Here is a 15,929-nt window from a genome sequence, read left to right as displayed (position 1 = left end):
CGCGTTCGACGAACTCCACGTCACGGTCTTGTTGGTCGCGTTCGACGGATTGACGGTCGCAGTCAGCTGGGCCGACTTGCCCTTGACCAACGACAACGCGCCATTCGACACACCCGAACCCGAAACCGCAACCGAAGACACCGGAACATCAGGCGTCTTGCAAGTCACTGCGGACAGTGTGGTGGACGAGCCGTCCCACTGGGCTGCCGTGCCGCGAGTGAACTCAAGGCCCGGGGCCATGTCGGCCGGGTAGCGGTTGGAGTTGCTGCCGTTGTCGGAGAAGATCACACGGTACGTGCCCGTACCCAGATCCGGAATCTCGATGCGGTAGGTGCCAGCGGAGGCGCAGCTGTCTGCCGTGGTCATCGCGGTCATCGCCTCGCCCGGCCACTTCGCGTTGCTTGCGGCGGAAGAGCCGTCACCGTTGTAGATGTAGGCATACACGCTGTTCCAGCCGGAAGGCTTCTTGACATACAGGTAGTTCGAGGACGTGGTTGTACCACCGCCCTGAGAACCACCACCGGAACCGGAATCGGTCACGGTTACGGTGATGCTGGCGCTCTTGCCGCCCGCGGTCGCGGTGATCGTAGCCGTGCCGGCCTTCACGGCCGTCACATAACCGGTACCCGTCACCGAAGCGACCGACGCGTCAGACGAGCTCCACGTGACCGTCTTGCTCGTCGCGTTCGACGGACTCACAGACGCGGAGAGCTGCGCGGACTTGCCCTTCTCAAGCGACAGCGCGCCACCCGACACACCATCACCGGAGATAGCAACAGACGACACCGGAACCGTGGTGGAGCCACCGCTGCCGGAACCGCCGGTGGAACCGGAGTCCTTGGCACCAATGCGGGCGAACGGAACAGTGAAGTTGTCCTCATCGGACTTCTCGAAGCTGTTGTTCTCCTGAGATCCGGCGGAATCATCCTTGTCGGCGTTGTCGTTCTCGGTGAGGTCATACGGCAGGGAATCCATGCCGGACTTGCCCATGGTCGCCACGACCTGCACGCCGAGGCCGCTCTTGGCGACGCTTGCAGCGTCGGTGCCGAGCTCGCTCAGCGGGATGGACATCTCATAATGGAAGTCCATGGTGCTGGAGTTGTGGCCCTTGGTGTTGAAGTCGACCCACTTGGCGTTCTCGTTGGTCATATCGCCGACGACACGGCCGTTGTTGGTGCCGTAGGCGCCGTCGATGCCGTAGACGTTCTTGCTGAGAATGCCCTTGCCCCACTTGAACTTGATGCCGGAGGCCAGGGTGTTTGTCTTCGCATTGGCCTTCGGGCCGTAGATCGCATTGGCGTTCAGGCCGGTGCTGTCACCGCTGTACACAAACGGGCCGTTGGCGCCGTTGGTGGAGATAGCAATGATGCGGTTGAGCTTCTCCTGCCAGGTCAGGCCGGAAGCCCACAGCGTGCCACCGGTGGTGAGCTGGGCGCTCTTGCCGATGGTGTCGGACTGTCCGGTGCTGAAGGCGATGAAGAACGGGACGTTCATGTTCTCGTAGAGTGTGCCCTGCGACAGCGGGTAGTTGTCGTTCGGCGCTACCACGTCCTGAACGTTCGTCATTTCCCACATGAGGTACACATTGTTGTCGTCATACGCGGCATACAGGGTGTACAGATCGATCGGGACCTCGTACATCGAGTTCGGACGATACACGCGCGGGTCGTCGTTGGCGGTGCCCTGCGCGACAATCATCGAGCTGTCCCAGTCGGAGACGTCACCGTCGACGGTGATGGTCTTCTTGCCGCCGTACCCGGCCTTGTTGGTCGAATAGTAGCTGGCGAGATTCTGCACCGGCGTGGCGACCTTCGAATACGTGTAGGTGTTCGTCAGTTCCTTGCCCGTGGTGCTGCCCTTGGCTTTCACTGTCACGGTGATGGAATCGCCGATCTTGCTGCTGCCGCCGACCTCGATGGTGTCACCGTCCTTGAAGGAGCCGGACTGGCCTTCGGAGGTGGTGTAGGTGGCCCCGGACGCGTTGCGGGTGTGCAGGGTCACGGTCATCGTGTCGGTGGAGAAAGACTTGCTCTCCGGGCTCGCGGTAACGGTCTCGACCGTGCCGACTTCGGCGTTGGCGTCATAGAAGGCGCTCACCGCACCACCCTTGGCGGTGCCTGCGGTGATCTTGCCGCCGGAGACGGTGATGGTGCCGCCGTTGACCTGATCGGTGTACGTGCCGTCGTCAAGGGTGGTGTCGGAACCGGCGAGGTTGACATCGCCGCCCATGTTGGCGATGACCACGCCATCGTCATCGGCCTTGCCGTCCTTGGCGTAGCGCTCGATCATGAGGCAGGAGTTCTGGCTCTGGCAGTTACGCAGATATTCGCTGTTGCCGTTCATCTTGTTGCGGAAGTGGTTGACCGCCACAACGGCCTTGTCCTTCCACATGTTGTCGCCGGCATCGCCCAGCTGGGACTGCTCGGCGAACTGCGCGTTGTTGCCGCCGGATCCGACCGGGCGGTTGAAGTACAGCGGGGCGCCGCCGGCACGGGAACCGACGATGGCCCAGCCCATACGCAGCTGGTAGTCGGTCAGGCCGGTGGATTCCTTGTCGCCGTTCGCATAGTTATCATGCGATTCGACCCAGGTGACCAGCTGGTCATCCTTCGCGCCGCCGTTACGCAGGCTCGACAGGTTGCTGGCGCTCAGGCTGCTGCTCTTGATGGCCGCACGCACGGTCTTGCCGTAGTCGGAAGCCGTGGCGCCGCCGCCATCGGAGGAGTACTGGGTGAACATGTTGGTGTAGCCCGTATAGCTCAGGCTGCTGTCGCCCTGGAGCACCTCGCCGTACTGGTACTGGGCGCCATTCTTCAAAATGGTCTCCCAATACACGGAATGCTGCGAGAACTCGTCAGGAAGCTCGACGTGCTTGGCGGCATCGAAGCGGAAGCCGTCGACGCCGTCATTGACCGCCTCGACGAGGAAGTCCTTCATCTTGTTGGCGGCCGTCTGGTTCTCGGTGTTGATATCCCACAGGCCGAGCAGATGGCAGTGGGTCACCTGCCAACGGTCGCTGTAGTTGATCTGATCGCCGGCGGTGCCCGGGCAGTTGGTGCGCGAGTGGAACAGGCTGGTGTCCTTCCAGTCGCCGCCGATCGCGTTCCAATCGGACGTGAAGTGGTTGGCGACCACGTCGACGATGATACGCACGCCGTACTTGTGGGCCTCGGCGCACATATCCTTGAGGTCCTGTTCCGTGCCGACCACGAAGTTGCCGATGGTCGTGTCCGTCGGCTGGTAGACGTAGTACCAGTTCTCGGTGAACTTCTTGCCATTGGCGGGGTTCGTCTTGATGGCGCTCATCGGCTCGGTCTGAACCGACGTGTAGCCCGCTTCGGCGATCGCCTTCATGTTGTTCTTGATGGTGTTGAACGACCACATCCACGCGTGGAGAATCGCGCCGTTCTTCATGTCCTTGGTCAGGCCGTACTTGGTACGTGCGGCCTCGAAGTCCGCGTTGCCCAGCGTGTCCGTATAGCTGTCCCGGTTGCTGGTGGCCGCGGATGCGGTCGTGCTGCCGAGTGCCATGCCACCGAACATCGTGGCCACGGCGAGCACGCCTGCGGCAAGTTTCCTGAACATGCCATGACGTGTAATCGTGGACGACTTAGGCGACGAGTGATTCCCTTCGCCGGCATCAGCCGAATATCGACCAGTGCGCATTGAGCCTCCTTGACTCTTCTTAGGGGGCATGCGAACCATCGCTGGCAATCACGCCCCGTTGTGTGATGGCGCCTGCATCACTGCAAACGTATTCTCTAGTATACGGCTGATTCGCTGGACTTGCGGTTTCTTGAAAACACGCCGATGATAACCATGACAATCGTCTGAATATGTGCTGGCAGGCTGGCAGAAGGCGCCCCACGTCCTGGCGATTTCCCTGTTTCCCGCCATTTTCCCGCCCCGTGGAACGTTGCACGGATATGTTGCGGACACCCCCGCATCCCCCCGTTGCCACCACTGCATCAATGAAACATGAATACTTTTCGCGCAAGCACGCAAGAAAGTTTGCGAACGATGTCATGCAAGCGGCGAAATCAGAACAATGAAACGTTTGCAATGATACTGATGCAGATATACACAAAAAATCCACAAACCAACACGCCGATTATCGGCGTTTCGCGGTACAGGACGAACCGGACGGGAAAGCCTGCTGCCGGATGCAGGAGACAAAGCCGGACAAAGCCGATCAGCGCCGATCAGCGTCCCACGTCGAGCGTGCCGAGCAACGCGCGATGATCCGAACCGGCGATATCAAGGGTCTCCAGATCCCCGACCGTAATGCTGCGGTCATGCACAATATGGTCGATCTCCACCAACGGCGGCACCGCTATTCTGCCGCAGAACAGCATGGCATTCGACGGGTACGTCATATGGAACCACGCGCCGTTGCGCTCCCCTGCATCCACGAACCGCGAACCAAGCAACGATCGGAAACTCGCATGATCCCACGTCGCGTTGAAATCCCCCAAGAGTACAAACAGCCTGGTATTCGACTGCAACTTGGATATGCTGTCCAGGCTGCTGTTCCACAAGCCCTGATTCCTCGGCCGCGGCGAGAACGGGTGCACACTGCCGAAACACACCGTGCGCAAGTTGAATCGTACACAGCCCGACGGGATATTCGACGACTCAATCGGCAGAAGATTCGCCGTACGCGACGACATCGGAGCCGCCGTGAACAGCGCATTCACCCCGCCATTGTCATGGTTCGTCACCGACGCGATCTCGGAATACGGCAACAATACCGTCAGCCCGGCCCGCTCAAGCCTCTGCAGCAGCGTACCCTGCACTTCCTGCAGCGCCAGCACCTCGACATGCTCCTCACGCACGGCGCGCACAATCTGGTCGGCATCCGCCAGGCCGTTCTTCGTGTTCAATGTCATGAGCCGCGCATACCGGTCGCCCGTATTGACCGTCAGCGTGCCGGTATCTGGCAAATCCGCCACCGCACCGTCCGCTGGCCTCAGATAGCCCCAATGCCAACCCACCTGGATAGCACAGCACACCACGCAGACCGCGGCGAGCCCACGGCGCCTGCCGACCAGCGCGCACAACAGCACTATCGCCGCTATACCGGCCATCCACGGCATGAAGGCGACAGCCACGGGAATATACTTGCGCCCGTCAAAACCATTGGGAATCATGCGCAAGGCCATCACCACGACGACGGCAAGCATCACCAACCACAACACAGTGAACAGCGGACGGGCGCGCAGCGAATCCTCACGGTTCCAGTCCGAATACAGATTCTGGTCACTGTCCACCGCGTTATACAGTTGCTGGATATCGCTCATCGCCCGCCTATCGCCTCACGTTTCGCATCCCTTGGCACGGCGTTGAACCGCCGGCAGGACCGGATGCACCCCAGCCACACATAGTAGCCCATCGAGCTTGTCAGCGGAACCGGTACAGCCGAAGGCATCGACGACGGCGACTGCGGCAGGGACGGGTGCCGTTGTGTGAGGGTCGGCTCACACAACGGGAGTCGGAGGCCACGAATATAACCGCTGCAGTAACGATTGGCGCGAGTTTGTGAGGCTCGGCTCACATGGCGACACGTAGGAAGCCTTGATTTGACGGTTTGGGCTTCAATCAGTGCCAGTTTGTGAGGGTCGGCTCACAAACTGGGGGTCAGGATGGCCCGAATCGGCCTGCGACACTTCAATCGGTACCGTCGTGTGAGAATCGACTCACACGGACGTCCCAGAAGAAGAGTCACACCTGCACACCCATCATCAATAAGCACGACCATAAGCAGCGCATGACCCGGCATACGCAACCGGCGCAACCGGCACAACCGGAATATTAAGCGTCACACAATGGCGGTGAACTGCTTCCACTCGGGCTGTCCCAGGGGGTGGATCTTGGCTCCTGCGTGCTTGCGCATACTGTTGAGTATGGTACGCAGCGCACGATTGGTTTCATCCGCCGCCGTACAGAACACGTCGAAGGTCTTGCCGTGGGGATCCTCGATATCCGGGGACGGCGGAAGCAGAGGCCGGGCAATAGGCGCGGCCTCGACCACCGACCACAGACGTTCCTGGATGGTGCGCCCCTTCACCAAGCCATGGTCGGCGCAGTACGCGCACAATGCGGCGAACTCCGTAATCACGAAAGTACGGCGGACGACAGCGGGAGCCAGCGTGACGATCTCACGGCGCTGCGCGGCCTCGAAACACAGGATGAGATCCGCCCCGTTCGCCATTTCACGGGTAAGACGGCGCGAACGGAATGCACTCGGATCAATGCCGACACTCGACATGAGCGTCGCACTCGAAGCATCGATCGGATGCCCGGGCAATCCCTTGGTACCGGCACTGCAAACCTCAATCGAGGTGTCGGCAAGGTACCGCGACAACAAGAGTTCGCCCATAGGGGAACGGCAGATATTCCCAGTGCACACGAACATCACCCGCATACCGCCCGATCCTCCTGTACCGCTGCGACCAGCATACGAAGCGCGGACTCACCGACACTCCACAGCATGGATTGTGAATTGGTTCTAGCTTACCCTCACCCCGCGCCCACCACGGTGCCGCCCTGCGCACCCAGCCGGCGGAAGCGGCCATATACCCCTTTCACCAACCCCGGCAAAACCCGCCCATACCACTGCTTTCTGAGCGCCGACAGCACAATGGCAGACAATGTGCACAGCGGATGCTACATTTCCGGTGTGCGAACGTATTCACGCTATCTCCCCGAAATCGGCACGTACGTCAAGCAACAATGACGGGGGGGGGGGGACGGAAAACACGATTACGCGCTAAGCTAGTCTGAGACAAACCACCAGAGGGGGTATAGATGGCAACACCAGCGAGCCAGGTGCAGACCAAACCGAGACGGCAGGAGACAGCATCCCAATCGCCTCGCCGCGAGGAACGCGCTTTCTCCACCACGCCACGCCGCGCTTCCTCTGCCACTGACCCCGGCCAGACCTCGTTCTTCGACGGCTCGTATTTCGCCGCAGACCCCCAGGGCGGCATCCACCGTACGGCCGGGAACCGTAACCAAGCCGTAGCCCACAGCATCCCTACATGGCGGTACATCTACAATCTCACGCTCGCGGCGCTCGACACACTGATGACACTCATCGCATGCGGCATCGTCTTCCTGTTCAGCCACAACAGCTACGCCACACTGCTTGGGCAGCGTAACGGGCTGACCATATACCTGCTGCTTGCGTGTGCATGCAACCTGGTATGCCTGTACGCCGCCAAAACATATGAACGTCACACCATGGGCGAAGGGTACGGCCTGTACACCAAAATCATCAACTCGCAGGTGATGTACTTCGTCGCCATGTGCACCATCACCTATATCTTCCGTCTCAACACGCCACGCACACTGATTTTCGCGGTTCCCATCATCGGTCTGGTGCTCATCACCGTCGAGCGATGCCTCATGCGCAAGGCCCTGCACCGCAACAGGCGCAAGGGAGAATACAATTATCCGACCGTCATCGTCGGCTCGCCCCAAGGCATCCATGAAACCATCGCACAGCTGAAGCAAGGGTATGCCCTCGGCTACCAGCCGATAGCCGTCTGCCCGATTGCCGCGGTTGACATCACCGGCGATGACGACGCACCCCAGCACCTGATTTCCGTCAAGGACCGGTTCGTTCCGACAACAGATGACGAACGCGACCTTGTAGTGCTGACGCTCGACTCGCATCTCCCGCAGACCGCCAAACAACTCAACGCGCAGACGGTGCTCATCGCCGACGTGCTCACCCGCGACTCGGAAACCATGCGGACCCTGTCGCTCGCGGTTGAATCCATGGGCATCGAGCTCGCCCTGACCACCAAGGTCGCGGACGTAGCCGGCAGCGACCTGCGGCTGCGCAACAACCCCGCGACACCGATTCTGACCGCCAAACTCGGGCAGTACACGACCCCGACGCGCATCGTGAAGCGGATCTGCGACCTGGTGCTCTCCACCATCGCGCTCATCCTCGCCTCACCGATCATGGTCTGGGCCGCAATCATGGTCAAGCATGAAGATGGCGGTCCCGTCTTGTATTCGCAGAAGCGCATCGGCATCTACGGCAAGCCGTTCACCATGTACAAGTTCAGGTCCATGCGTACCGACGCCGATGCGATCAAGGCGAAACTCGCCAAGGAGCGAGGCATCGAAGACCGGTTCATCTTCAAGCTCAAGGACGATCCGCGAGTCACGAAGATCGGGCACTTCATCCGCAAGACCTCCATCGACGAGCTGCCCCAACTGTTCAACGTGCTCAAAGGCGACATGAGCCTGGTCGGCCCGAGACCACCGCTGCCAGAAGAAGTGGCGCGGTACGACTCGCTGTACTCCACCCGCCTGCTGGTCAAACCCGGCATCACCGGGGCATGGCAGGTTTCCGGCCGCAGCGACCTGTCCAAGGAGCAGTCCGAATTCATCGACGTCTCCTATGTGCAGGACTGGTCCATCACCGGCGACATCGCGATTCTGTTCAAGACCGTGTTGGCGGTGTTGCGCGGTACCGGATCATACTGATCGCGGGTTCGTATGTAACCGGCATCTGTTATCAACACCACTAACGTAATCATCATCGCCATCGGCACTCTCATCATTGCATGCCAGACATTGCATGCCAGAGTGACATCAACGATGGCATGATCAGCACTTGCGTTCTGCCTCCGACAGCGGTTTTTACCGGCGGCGGGCGCATCATGCGGAAATCTTGACGCGCCGGGAAGGGGACGTATCACGGTATTCCGCGTAGCACTTCGTGGGGCGGCTGCTTTCGGGCGGGCGCCCCCACGTGCATTTCCACGCAGGTGCGCGTACCTGGTACTTGTGCATACGCCCGGTGCCTGTGCTGTGCCTGCGCTGTGCCTGCGCTGTGTGTGCATCTGTTCGCACGCCGATATCCACGCCTGTGCGCACGGCCTCCGGTAGACCAAGCCGACCGGTTTTCACTATGAGTTCACCTGCTTGTGCCCCGACTTGACTATCGTGGAACAGTATCCCCGGCCACACGTGTCAGTCACGGCACAGGGCTGCCACACGGAACACAACGCACAAACCCACATCGCAACCGGGCGCACCGCACCGATGGCACGCTCGCGACATCCGCACGAAACAGGTGAGGCATTGAACGCACGGAACAACCGACACACACGCAGACAGGGACAGACGAAAGCGATCATCGCGAACGTCCGACAACCCCTGACCTCCGCGGAAACCTACAACGACGGGCACCTGAGCCATACCGCACTCGTCTCGCTCATCATCCTCACCTTCATCACCTTTGTCGGCAATTTCACCCAGCTGCAGCTCAGTTCCGCCCTGCCCACCATCGTCAAGGACTTCCACATCAGCGTGACCACCGGCCAGTGGCTCACCTCGGTATTCCAGCTCGTCATGGGCGTCATGGTGCCGTTGACCGCGTACCTCACCCGGCGATTCACCACCAGGCAGATCGTCATCACGTCCATGCTCGTGTTCACTGCAGGGTCGTTGCTCGCGTGGCTCGGACCGACATTCATCATCGTACTGCTCGGGCGAATCCTCGAAGCCATCGGCACAGGCGTTATGTGGCCGGTACTGCAAATCACCGTCTTCTCCATCTACCCGCTGTCACGCCGGGGCCTCGCCATGGGGACCGTCGGCATGGCGATGAGCGTCGCCCCGGCAATCGGACCGGTCATCGGAGGCTGGCAGACCGATGCGAACGGCTGGCGGTCCATCTTCATGACCCTGTCGGTGATAGGGCTGATATCAGTGCTGCTCGCATTCTTCGGACTACACAACTTCGGTGCCAACGACCGCAGCACAAAAGCCGACTTCTTCTCCGTAAGCCTGTCTGTTTTCGGGTTTGGCGGGTTGATGTTCGGATGTACGAATATCGAAGCCCACCCGTTCGTCCACCCGCTCGTGTGGGTGCCGATCGTTGTCGGCGTGGCAGGCATCGTGTGGTTCGTGACACGGCAGATCCACATGACCGCGGTGTATGAGCAGTGGGAACGAACACAGGAAAGGCCCGGGACACCCGGGACGGTTGAAGCAGTTGAAACAGCTGAAACGGCAGAGACGCGGCCTTCCCGGCGAGCACCGAAGCCGGCGCTGCTCAATCTTGGCGTGTTGCGCAACCGCAGCTTCACCATCGGCACGATATGCGCCGCGCTGAGTTTCTTCGCGTTCAGTTCGATCATGGTGATCATCCCGCTATACATCCAGAACGACCGCGGGTATAGCGCGACCATGAGCGGCCTGGTCATGCTGCCCGGCGCCATAGGACAGTGCATCGCGCAATTCTGCGGCGGCAGGCTGCTCGACCGGTTCGGCGCGAGACCGGTGGCGTTGGTGGGGTCAAGCACGCTGCTGATAGGCACCGTCATGATGAGCATGATCGGCACTGACACGTGGATTTGGTGGGTGTCCATCTCCCAGTTCACCCGGCAGATCGGCATGGGGCTTGTGCTTATGCCCATCACCACGTGGTCGCTCAACTGTCTCGCCCGGCAGGAGGTATCGGCCGGATCGGCGGTCACCAACACCGTGCGGCAGATCGCCGGGGCGATCGGCGCACCGGTGATGGTCATCACCATGGAAACCCTGACCCGCATGTTCCATTCCGGAGGGCTTGACGCGACCCTTGCCAACATCGACGGCGTGAAATGGACGCTGCGGATCAGTGCGTGCTTTGTGCTCGCACAGCTGCTGCTCGTGATATTCGGCGTACGCGGGAAGGGCGCCGGATCGGCTCGTGAGGCTGCACAGGTCGCCTTGGGGCGGGTACGTGCGCGATGATGCCCTCCACGCCACGCGGAAACCCTCCCGGTTCCCATCGTGTGGAAAAGATACCGTGGGATGGGGCTAAGCCAAGAAAGGGTATGAGAGCCAGGAATGGCTGAATACCGCCAAACGAATAATCCTTCCATCCGCAGGGATACCGGTCGGCCCCTGCTCCGGCACCACAGCCGTGATATCGCGTATCAATCCGCACAGTGTGGAAAGGATACCAAGAGATCCAGTCAGCATCGACAATGCCCGTGAGAACAGAATTGGCGGAATACCGCGGTTCTTGCCACCACACCCCAGGCATCGGATAACCGAGCCAGCCCCGGATCGTTCCACAGGCGGCGAATCACGCGGTGAAATGCACAGTGCGGAAAGGATACCAAGGAATCGGACCGGGCAGAAGACAGGAGACCGAATCAACAATGGCGGAATACCGCCAATCCCCCAATCCGGACACCCATGGGAAGCCCAGCCGGCCGCCGCGCCGCCTCCGCACACGCCGAATCACCCGGTGGAATGCACAGTATGGAAAGAATACCAAGGGATAGGAGCAAGCCAAGGCAGGGCACAGAAACCAGGAATGGCGGAATACCAATGGTCCGCGGCATGACACAATCACCAGGCCACACCACTAGCCGCCGCGACGCCTCCACAGGCGACGAATCACGCACCAATCCGCACGGTGCGGAAAAGATACTGTACAGGCAGCCCGGAGACGAGCGGGGAGACCCCCAGTGCCCCAAGACCGCCGGCAATCCCCGCACCGGCAGTATTCAGTCCGCACGGATATGCGGAACACGACAAACAGAACAGGGCGGCACCACGGCACATGTGCCAGTCATCCGCGGCCGGTCAGCGTCAGGTAGACAAGCACGATATTGAGCGCGATAATCAGCCCGGCTACTGCCATGAACAGCACATGCTTCGCCAGACCATCCCGGTATCGCCCCATGAGTTCCGGATCGCGGGTGTACCGCATAAGCGGGATGATGGCGAACGGGATACCGATGGACAGCACCACTTGCCCGACCACCAGCGCGTACGTAGGATTCGACGAGAACCAAAGCACAACCAGCGCCGGAACCAGCGTCACCACGCGGCACGCCCACATCGGCGCGTGGATATGCAACAGCCCGCGCATGATTTCCGACCCGGCATACGTGCCGACCGACGTGGACGACAGCGATGAGGCAAGCAACCCGATCGAGAAAATCGTTCCCACCGCCGGGCCGAGCGCCATCTCGATCGCATGCTGCGCGCCTTCGATGGTATCCGTCCCCTTCATGCCGTACAGGGAGTTGGCGGCAAGCACCAGCAACGCCAGATTCACGGTCCCCGCCAGTGCCAGGGCCCAGACCACATCGATCTTGGATCCGTGCAGCAACTGCTTGATTCCAGGCTTCTCCTCACCAGGCGCATAATGGTCGTTCACCAGTGTGGAATGCAGGTAGATCGCATGGGGCATGACCGTCGCGCCCAGGATGGACGACGCCATGAGCACCGAATCAGCGCCCTTGAACCGGGGAATCAACCCATGCAGCACTTCCATGCCGTTCGGCGGGTCCACGAACAGTCCGGCGATGAAACCGAACGTAATCACCAGCAGCAACGCGATCACGATCTTCTCGAACAGGCGATGTGTACGCCCGCCTTGGAACCACAACAGCACCGTGGACACTAGGCCGATTACGCAACCACCCCAGAACAGCGGCAATCCGAACAGCAGTTTCAACGCGATTGCACCACCGATGACTTCAGCGAGATCGGTGGCGATGGCGATGACTTCCGCTTGCATGAAGAACATGTACCGCCCGGCATCGCTCATCCGTTCACCTAGGATCTGCGGCAGCGATTTGCCGGTCACAATGCCGAGCTTCGCGCTCTGATACTGGATGAGCACGCTCATCAGATTCGCCACGATCAGCACCCATACCAGCAGGTAGCCGTAGCGCGCACCTGACGTGACATTCGCCGCGACATTGCCTGGATCGACGTAGGCGACCGCCGCGACGAACGCCGGGCCGAGGATCGAGGCGAGCGCATGCCCATGATGCGCATGATGATGGGCATCCGTGCCACCCCCCTCCCCGGGTGCGCCCGTGACAACATGCGCTGCGGACACTGCGCTCGTCTTGTGGACTGCGGGCCCCGCATATGTTTCCTGATACTCCGACTCGCTCATGCCAAACCATCTCTCATGTCTCGTCGTCAGTGTGTCGTGCACGGCCGGGGTAGCCGCCCGCACACTATGCCGCTTGTGTTATAGGTCCGTTATGTAACGGCGTGTAACATGCTGTGGCACGGCTTGCCGGGCCCTTGTGCCGTAAGGCGACACGCCGTACGCAGAGGAAGCGGGATGCAGGGCCGGCTGCCGCTCCGGGATGCGCTGCCCAGGACAACCGCGAAGCACCGCGGCCATAGCCTCGCGTTCCTGCGGGGTCACGCTCAGCCGGTAAGCCGCCTTGACCGTGATCTGGAGGGTCACGTACGTGCAGCGGAAACCGCTGTTGGTCGGCAGCCAGTAGGCGGCGGAGGCGGAACCCTTCTCCTCGTTGGCTTTGCCTTCGACGGCGAGAAGATTCATCGGGTCGTTGCCGAACCGATACCGTTGCGCACGGGTCCACTCGCGAGCGCCGGAACGCCAGGCATTCTCCAACGCCACCACGTGGTCGATCTGCACGTCCGCGCTTGACATGGTGCCACGCGTAAACATCATGGTCCGCCCAGTGTATGGGTCTTCGAGCGTGCCGGACCGCACCGTGCAACCGCCGGTGACAGTGAATCGCACGTCGTGCAGGTCGCGGGCGAGGATGTCATCGCGGATATCGCAGCCGTTGCCGTCGTCGTCGGTCTGCCGGTATCCGAATTCGTCCCGACGGTACCCTTTGCCGGATTGCCGGTCGTCTATGGCAAGGGTGTGCAGTACATCTGCCACAGGCCCTGACACCGCGTATTCGCCGGTGATGCGGGCGACCGGTGGGTTCACCCGTGGCAGCGCCAGGCCGACCGCCACGCCCACCAGCATCGCGACGATGATCATCACGCCGACCCGCGCTGCGGGCGAGCGCAGGAACGAAGCTGAAAATCGCGTGCTATGGCGACGCGGAAGCCTTCCCCAACCTTGGTGCATATCCCCTCCCAAGCCGGAATCCAGTACGGGCATCCGGCGCTTCTGTCCAGTGCTTCTGTCCAGTGCACCCGTCGAGCCGCGCCCCCTGCGGAACAACGGGTGATTCGAAGGTACCGTACGGATATGACGATGGGCGACACGCCTCAAGTATCAAGGTTCGTAGCCCGGCGTGAAGTACGGCCGGCCGTAGCGGGCAGCCGCGACCGCTCGCCGGTAACCGTTCGGCGGCATCGACAGCGTCGCCTCCGCCGGGAGAGACCGATGGAGGCGACGCTGCGAATCAGACGGCTGGGCCACAAAACGGAATGGCATTGCCATCTGTGCCGGCAGAGCGATCAGGACACCTTGCCGGACTGCGAGTGGTCGAACACCGGCTTGTTGTCCCCGTCGAACTTGTAGACGCCGATATTCGCGCTGGACGGGTCATGGTCCTTGTTGAACGGCCCGATGCCGGTCAGACCCTGGTAGTGGATCGACTTGCCGCCCTTGAGCAGCGCCAGGCATTCCTTGTAGCTCGTGCACTTCGTGCCGCCGTCAGCGCCGGAGACCGCGGGCAGGTTGTCCTTGATGGTCTCGCCATCGGTGGACTTGCCTTTCTGGGCGGCGAGCGCGGCCAGGACGGTCGCGTCGTAGGTTTCGGCGGCGTAGGTGAAGTTCTTGACCGAGGAGTCGATGGACTTGATGCGCTTCTGGAACGCCTCGCTGGTTTCGGCGCCCGGGATGGTCGCCGAATCGCCCTTGAGCACGCCGGCGTCGAAATCACCGGAGTAATCCTGGGTGTTGCCATCAGTCAGATACAGTTTGTTGGTGTCGATGCCCTGGCTGATCATCTCCTTGACCAACGATTTGGTCTGGTCGAAGGCGATGACGAGGATCGCGTCGGGCTTCGCGGCTTTCAACGTGGACACCAGCGAGGAGAAGTTCGTTTCGGTCGGGTCGAAGGTTTCGGTCTTGCCGTAGACGATATCGACATTGCTGTCGGCAAGCGTATTCACGATCACCTTGCGCAGACCGGTGCCATACTCGTCATTGAACACGGCGATCGCGAGTTTCTGCACGCCATCCTGCTCGATGACATTGCTCATCACCGCGCCCTGCACACCATCCGGGGCGATGGTGCGGAAGAAGTACGGGTCGATGCCGGACAGGCTCGGCGAGGTGGCGCCCACGGAAATCACCGGGACTTTCGAGCCGGAAGCCTGCTTATAGATGTTCTTGGTCACGGAGCTGGATGTAGGACCGATAATCGCACCCACATTCTTCGCGAGCAACGATTGCACGCCGGATGTGTTCTGGTCGGCGTGGTCGGCGTCGGAGGAGTCGGCGATGGCGGTGCTCACGTCTTTGCCGAGGACGCCGCCCGCGGCATTGATATCCTTGACTGCCAACTTGAACGAAGCGACCGTGTCAGGCCCCAGGAAGGACATGCTGCCGGTTTCGGGGAAGAATCCGCCGAGCGTCAACGCTTCGGAGCCGGACGAGGACGAGCCGGATGATGAGGATCCGGAACCGCAGGCCGCCAGGCCGGACAGTCCGAGCGCGGCGGCGGCGACCAGCGCGGTAGCGCGCATGGCCGCACGGGAGGAGTGGCGATGGCGTGCGTACGTGTGGTCTCCGCTCCGGTATCGCTCCCGGGCGCCTGCGGAATCGTTCATCGCGGGTGTGGTGCCGGTGAATCCGGTGAATCCAGTCATGATATCTTCCTTTCTTCTGCATTTCCCAAGCAATCCGCTGCCCCAAGCCGGTTCGGCGTGTGTCGGGATAGTTCCCTGCGCGAACCCCGGAGCGTTGCGTTGTGGACAATTGTGCGAATTGAACATTTCCCGGCCGTTCCCCGACCGCAACATCGCTGTTGCCGAACGCGCACCTGGCGTAACCAATAGCGCACACTCATGTTTCCGAGGTCGCGCGGTGGATTGCGTGGTGGATTGCGTGGTGGATTGCGTGGTGGATTGCGCACGGGCGGGCGGAATCAGCCTCTCGCTGTCCGTGATGCCGGGTTTGGAGGCCGATTCCTATCGTGTGGAAAGGTAACCGGACAGTTGAG

Annotated in this window: 8 protein-coding genes; 2 read left to right on the top strand and 6 right to left on the bottom strand. The window is 61.1% G+C overall.

Going from position 1 to position 15,929, the window contains the following annotated elements:
- The 3 genes from WD012_RS04675 to WD012_RS04665 form a co-directional block, all read right to left on the bottom strand.
- The coding region (locus tag WD012_RS04675; protein ID WP_339562590.1) for an Ig-like domain-containing protein at positions 1–3,666 on the bottom strand (3,666 nt) is incomplete at its 3' end.
- A gap of 536 nt (positions 3,667–4,202) precedes the next feature.
- Positions 4,203–5,300: an endonuclease/exonuclease/phosphatase family protein gene (locus WD012_RS04670; protein WP_339562589.1), complete on the bottom strand. Its 1,098-nt coding sequence runs from the start codon at positions 5,298–5,300 to the stop codon at positions 4,203–4,205.
- 518 nt (positions 5,301–5,818) lie between these two features.
- The gene (locus WD012_RS04665) at positions 5,819–6,424 is read right to left on the bottom strand and encodes an arsenate reductase/protein-tyrosine-phosphatase family protein (RefSeq protein ID WP_339562588.1); all 606 of its coding nucleotides are present in this window, start codon (positions 6,422–6,424) and stop codon (positions 5,819–5,821) included.
- 383 nt (positions 6,425–6,807) lie between these two features.
- Here WD012_RS04665 and WD012_RS04660 point away from each other — a divergent pair, with 383 nt between their 5' ends.
- The gene (locus WD012_RS04660; protein WP_339562587.1) at positions 6,808–8,502 is read left to right on the top strand and encodes a sugar transferase; all 1,695 of its coding nucleotides are present in this window, start codon (positions 6,808–6,810) and stop codon (positions 8,500–8,502) included.
- Positions 8,503–9,102: 600 nt separating this feature from the next.
- The gene (locus WD012_RS04655) at positions 9,103–10,761 is read left to right on the top strand and encodes an MDR family MFS transporter (protein WP_422614353.1); all 1,659 of its coding nucleotides are present in this window, start codon (positions 9,103–9,105) and stop codon (positions 10,759–10,761) included.
- Positions 10,762–11,590: 829 nt separating this feature from the next.
- Here WD012_RS04655 and WD012_RS04650 read toward each other — a convergent pair.
- The 3 genes from WD012_RS04650 to WD012_RS04640 form a co-directional block, all read right to left on the bottom strand.
- Positions 11,591–12,934 (bottom strand): Nramp family divalent metal transporter, encoded by a 1,344-nt coding sequence (locus tag WD012_RS04650; protein WP_339562586.1) that lies wholly within the window; start codon positions 12,932–12,934, stop codon positions 11,591–11,593.
- A 78-nt stretch (positions 12,935–13,012) separates the two neighbouring features.
- A complete protein-coding gene (locus WD012_RS04645) occupies positions 13,013–13,792 on the bottom strand; it encodes an HNH endonuclease family protein (RefSeq protein ID WP_339562628.1) in 780 nt (259 codons plus the stop codon).
- Between the two features lie 425 nt (positions 13,793–14,217).
- The gene (locus tag WD012_RS04640) at positions 14,218–15,453 is read right to left on the bottom strand and encodes an ABC transporter substrate-binding protein (RefSeq protein ID WP_339562627.1); all 1,236 of its coding nucleotides are present in this window, start codon (positions 15,451–15,453) and stop codon (positions 14,218–14,220) included.
- Between the last annotated feature and the right edge of the window lie 476 nt (positions 15,454–15,929).

The organism is Bifidobacterium thermophilum, assembly GCF_037482445.1.
Taxonomy (GTDB): domain Bacteria; phylum Actinomycetota; class Actinomycetes; order Actinomycetales; family Bifidobacteriaceae; genus Bifidobacterium; species Bifidobacterium thermophilum_B.
Note: the sequence above shows the minus strand (reverse complement) of the source record. Positions and strands in the feature narration are given on the sequence as shown.

Bases quoted from the DNA above. Each gene is read 5' to 3' on its own strand.
- WD012_RS04640 (WP_339562627.1), bottom strand. From the start codon at position 15,453: ATGCGCGCTACCGCGCTGGTCGCCGCCGCCGCGCTCGGACTGTCCGGC.
- WD012_RS04645 (WP_339562628.1), bottom strand. From the start codon at position 13,792: ATGATCATCGTCGCGATGCTGGTGGGCGTGGCGGTCGGCCTGGCGCTG.
- WD012_RS04650 (WP_339562586.1), bottom strand. From the start codon at position 12,934: ATGAGCGAGTCGGAGTATCAGGAAACATATGCGGGGCCCGCAGTCCAC.
- WD012_RS04660 (WP_339562587.1), top strand. From the start codon at position 6,808: ATGGCAACACCAGCGAGCCAGGTGCAGACCAAACCGAGACGGCAGGAG.
- WD012_RS04670 (WP_339562589.1), bottom strand. From the start codon at position 5,300: ATGAGCGATATCCAGCAACTGTATAACGCGGTGGACAGTGACCAGAAT.
- WD012_RS04665 (WP_339562588.1), bottom strand. From the start codon at position 6,424: ATGCGGGTGATGTTCGTGTGCACTGGGAATATCTGCCGTTCCCCTATG.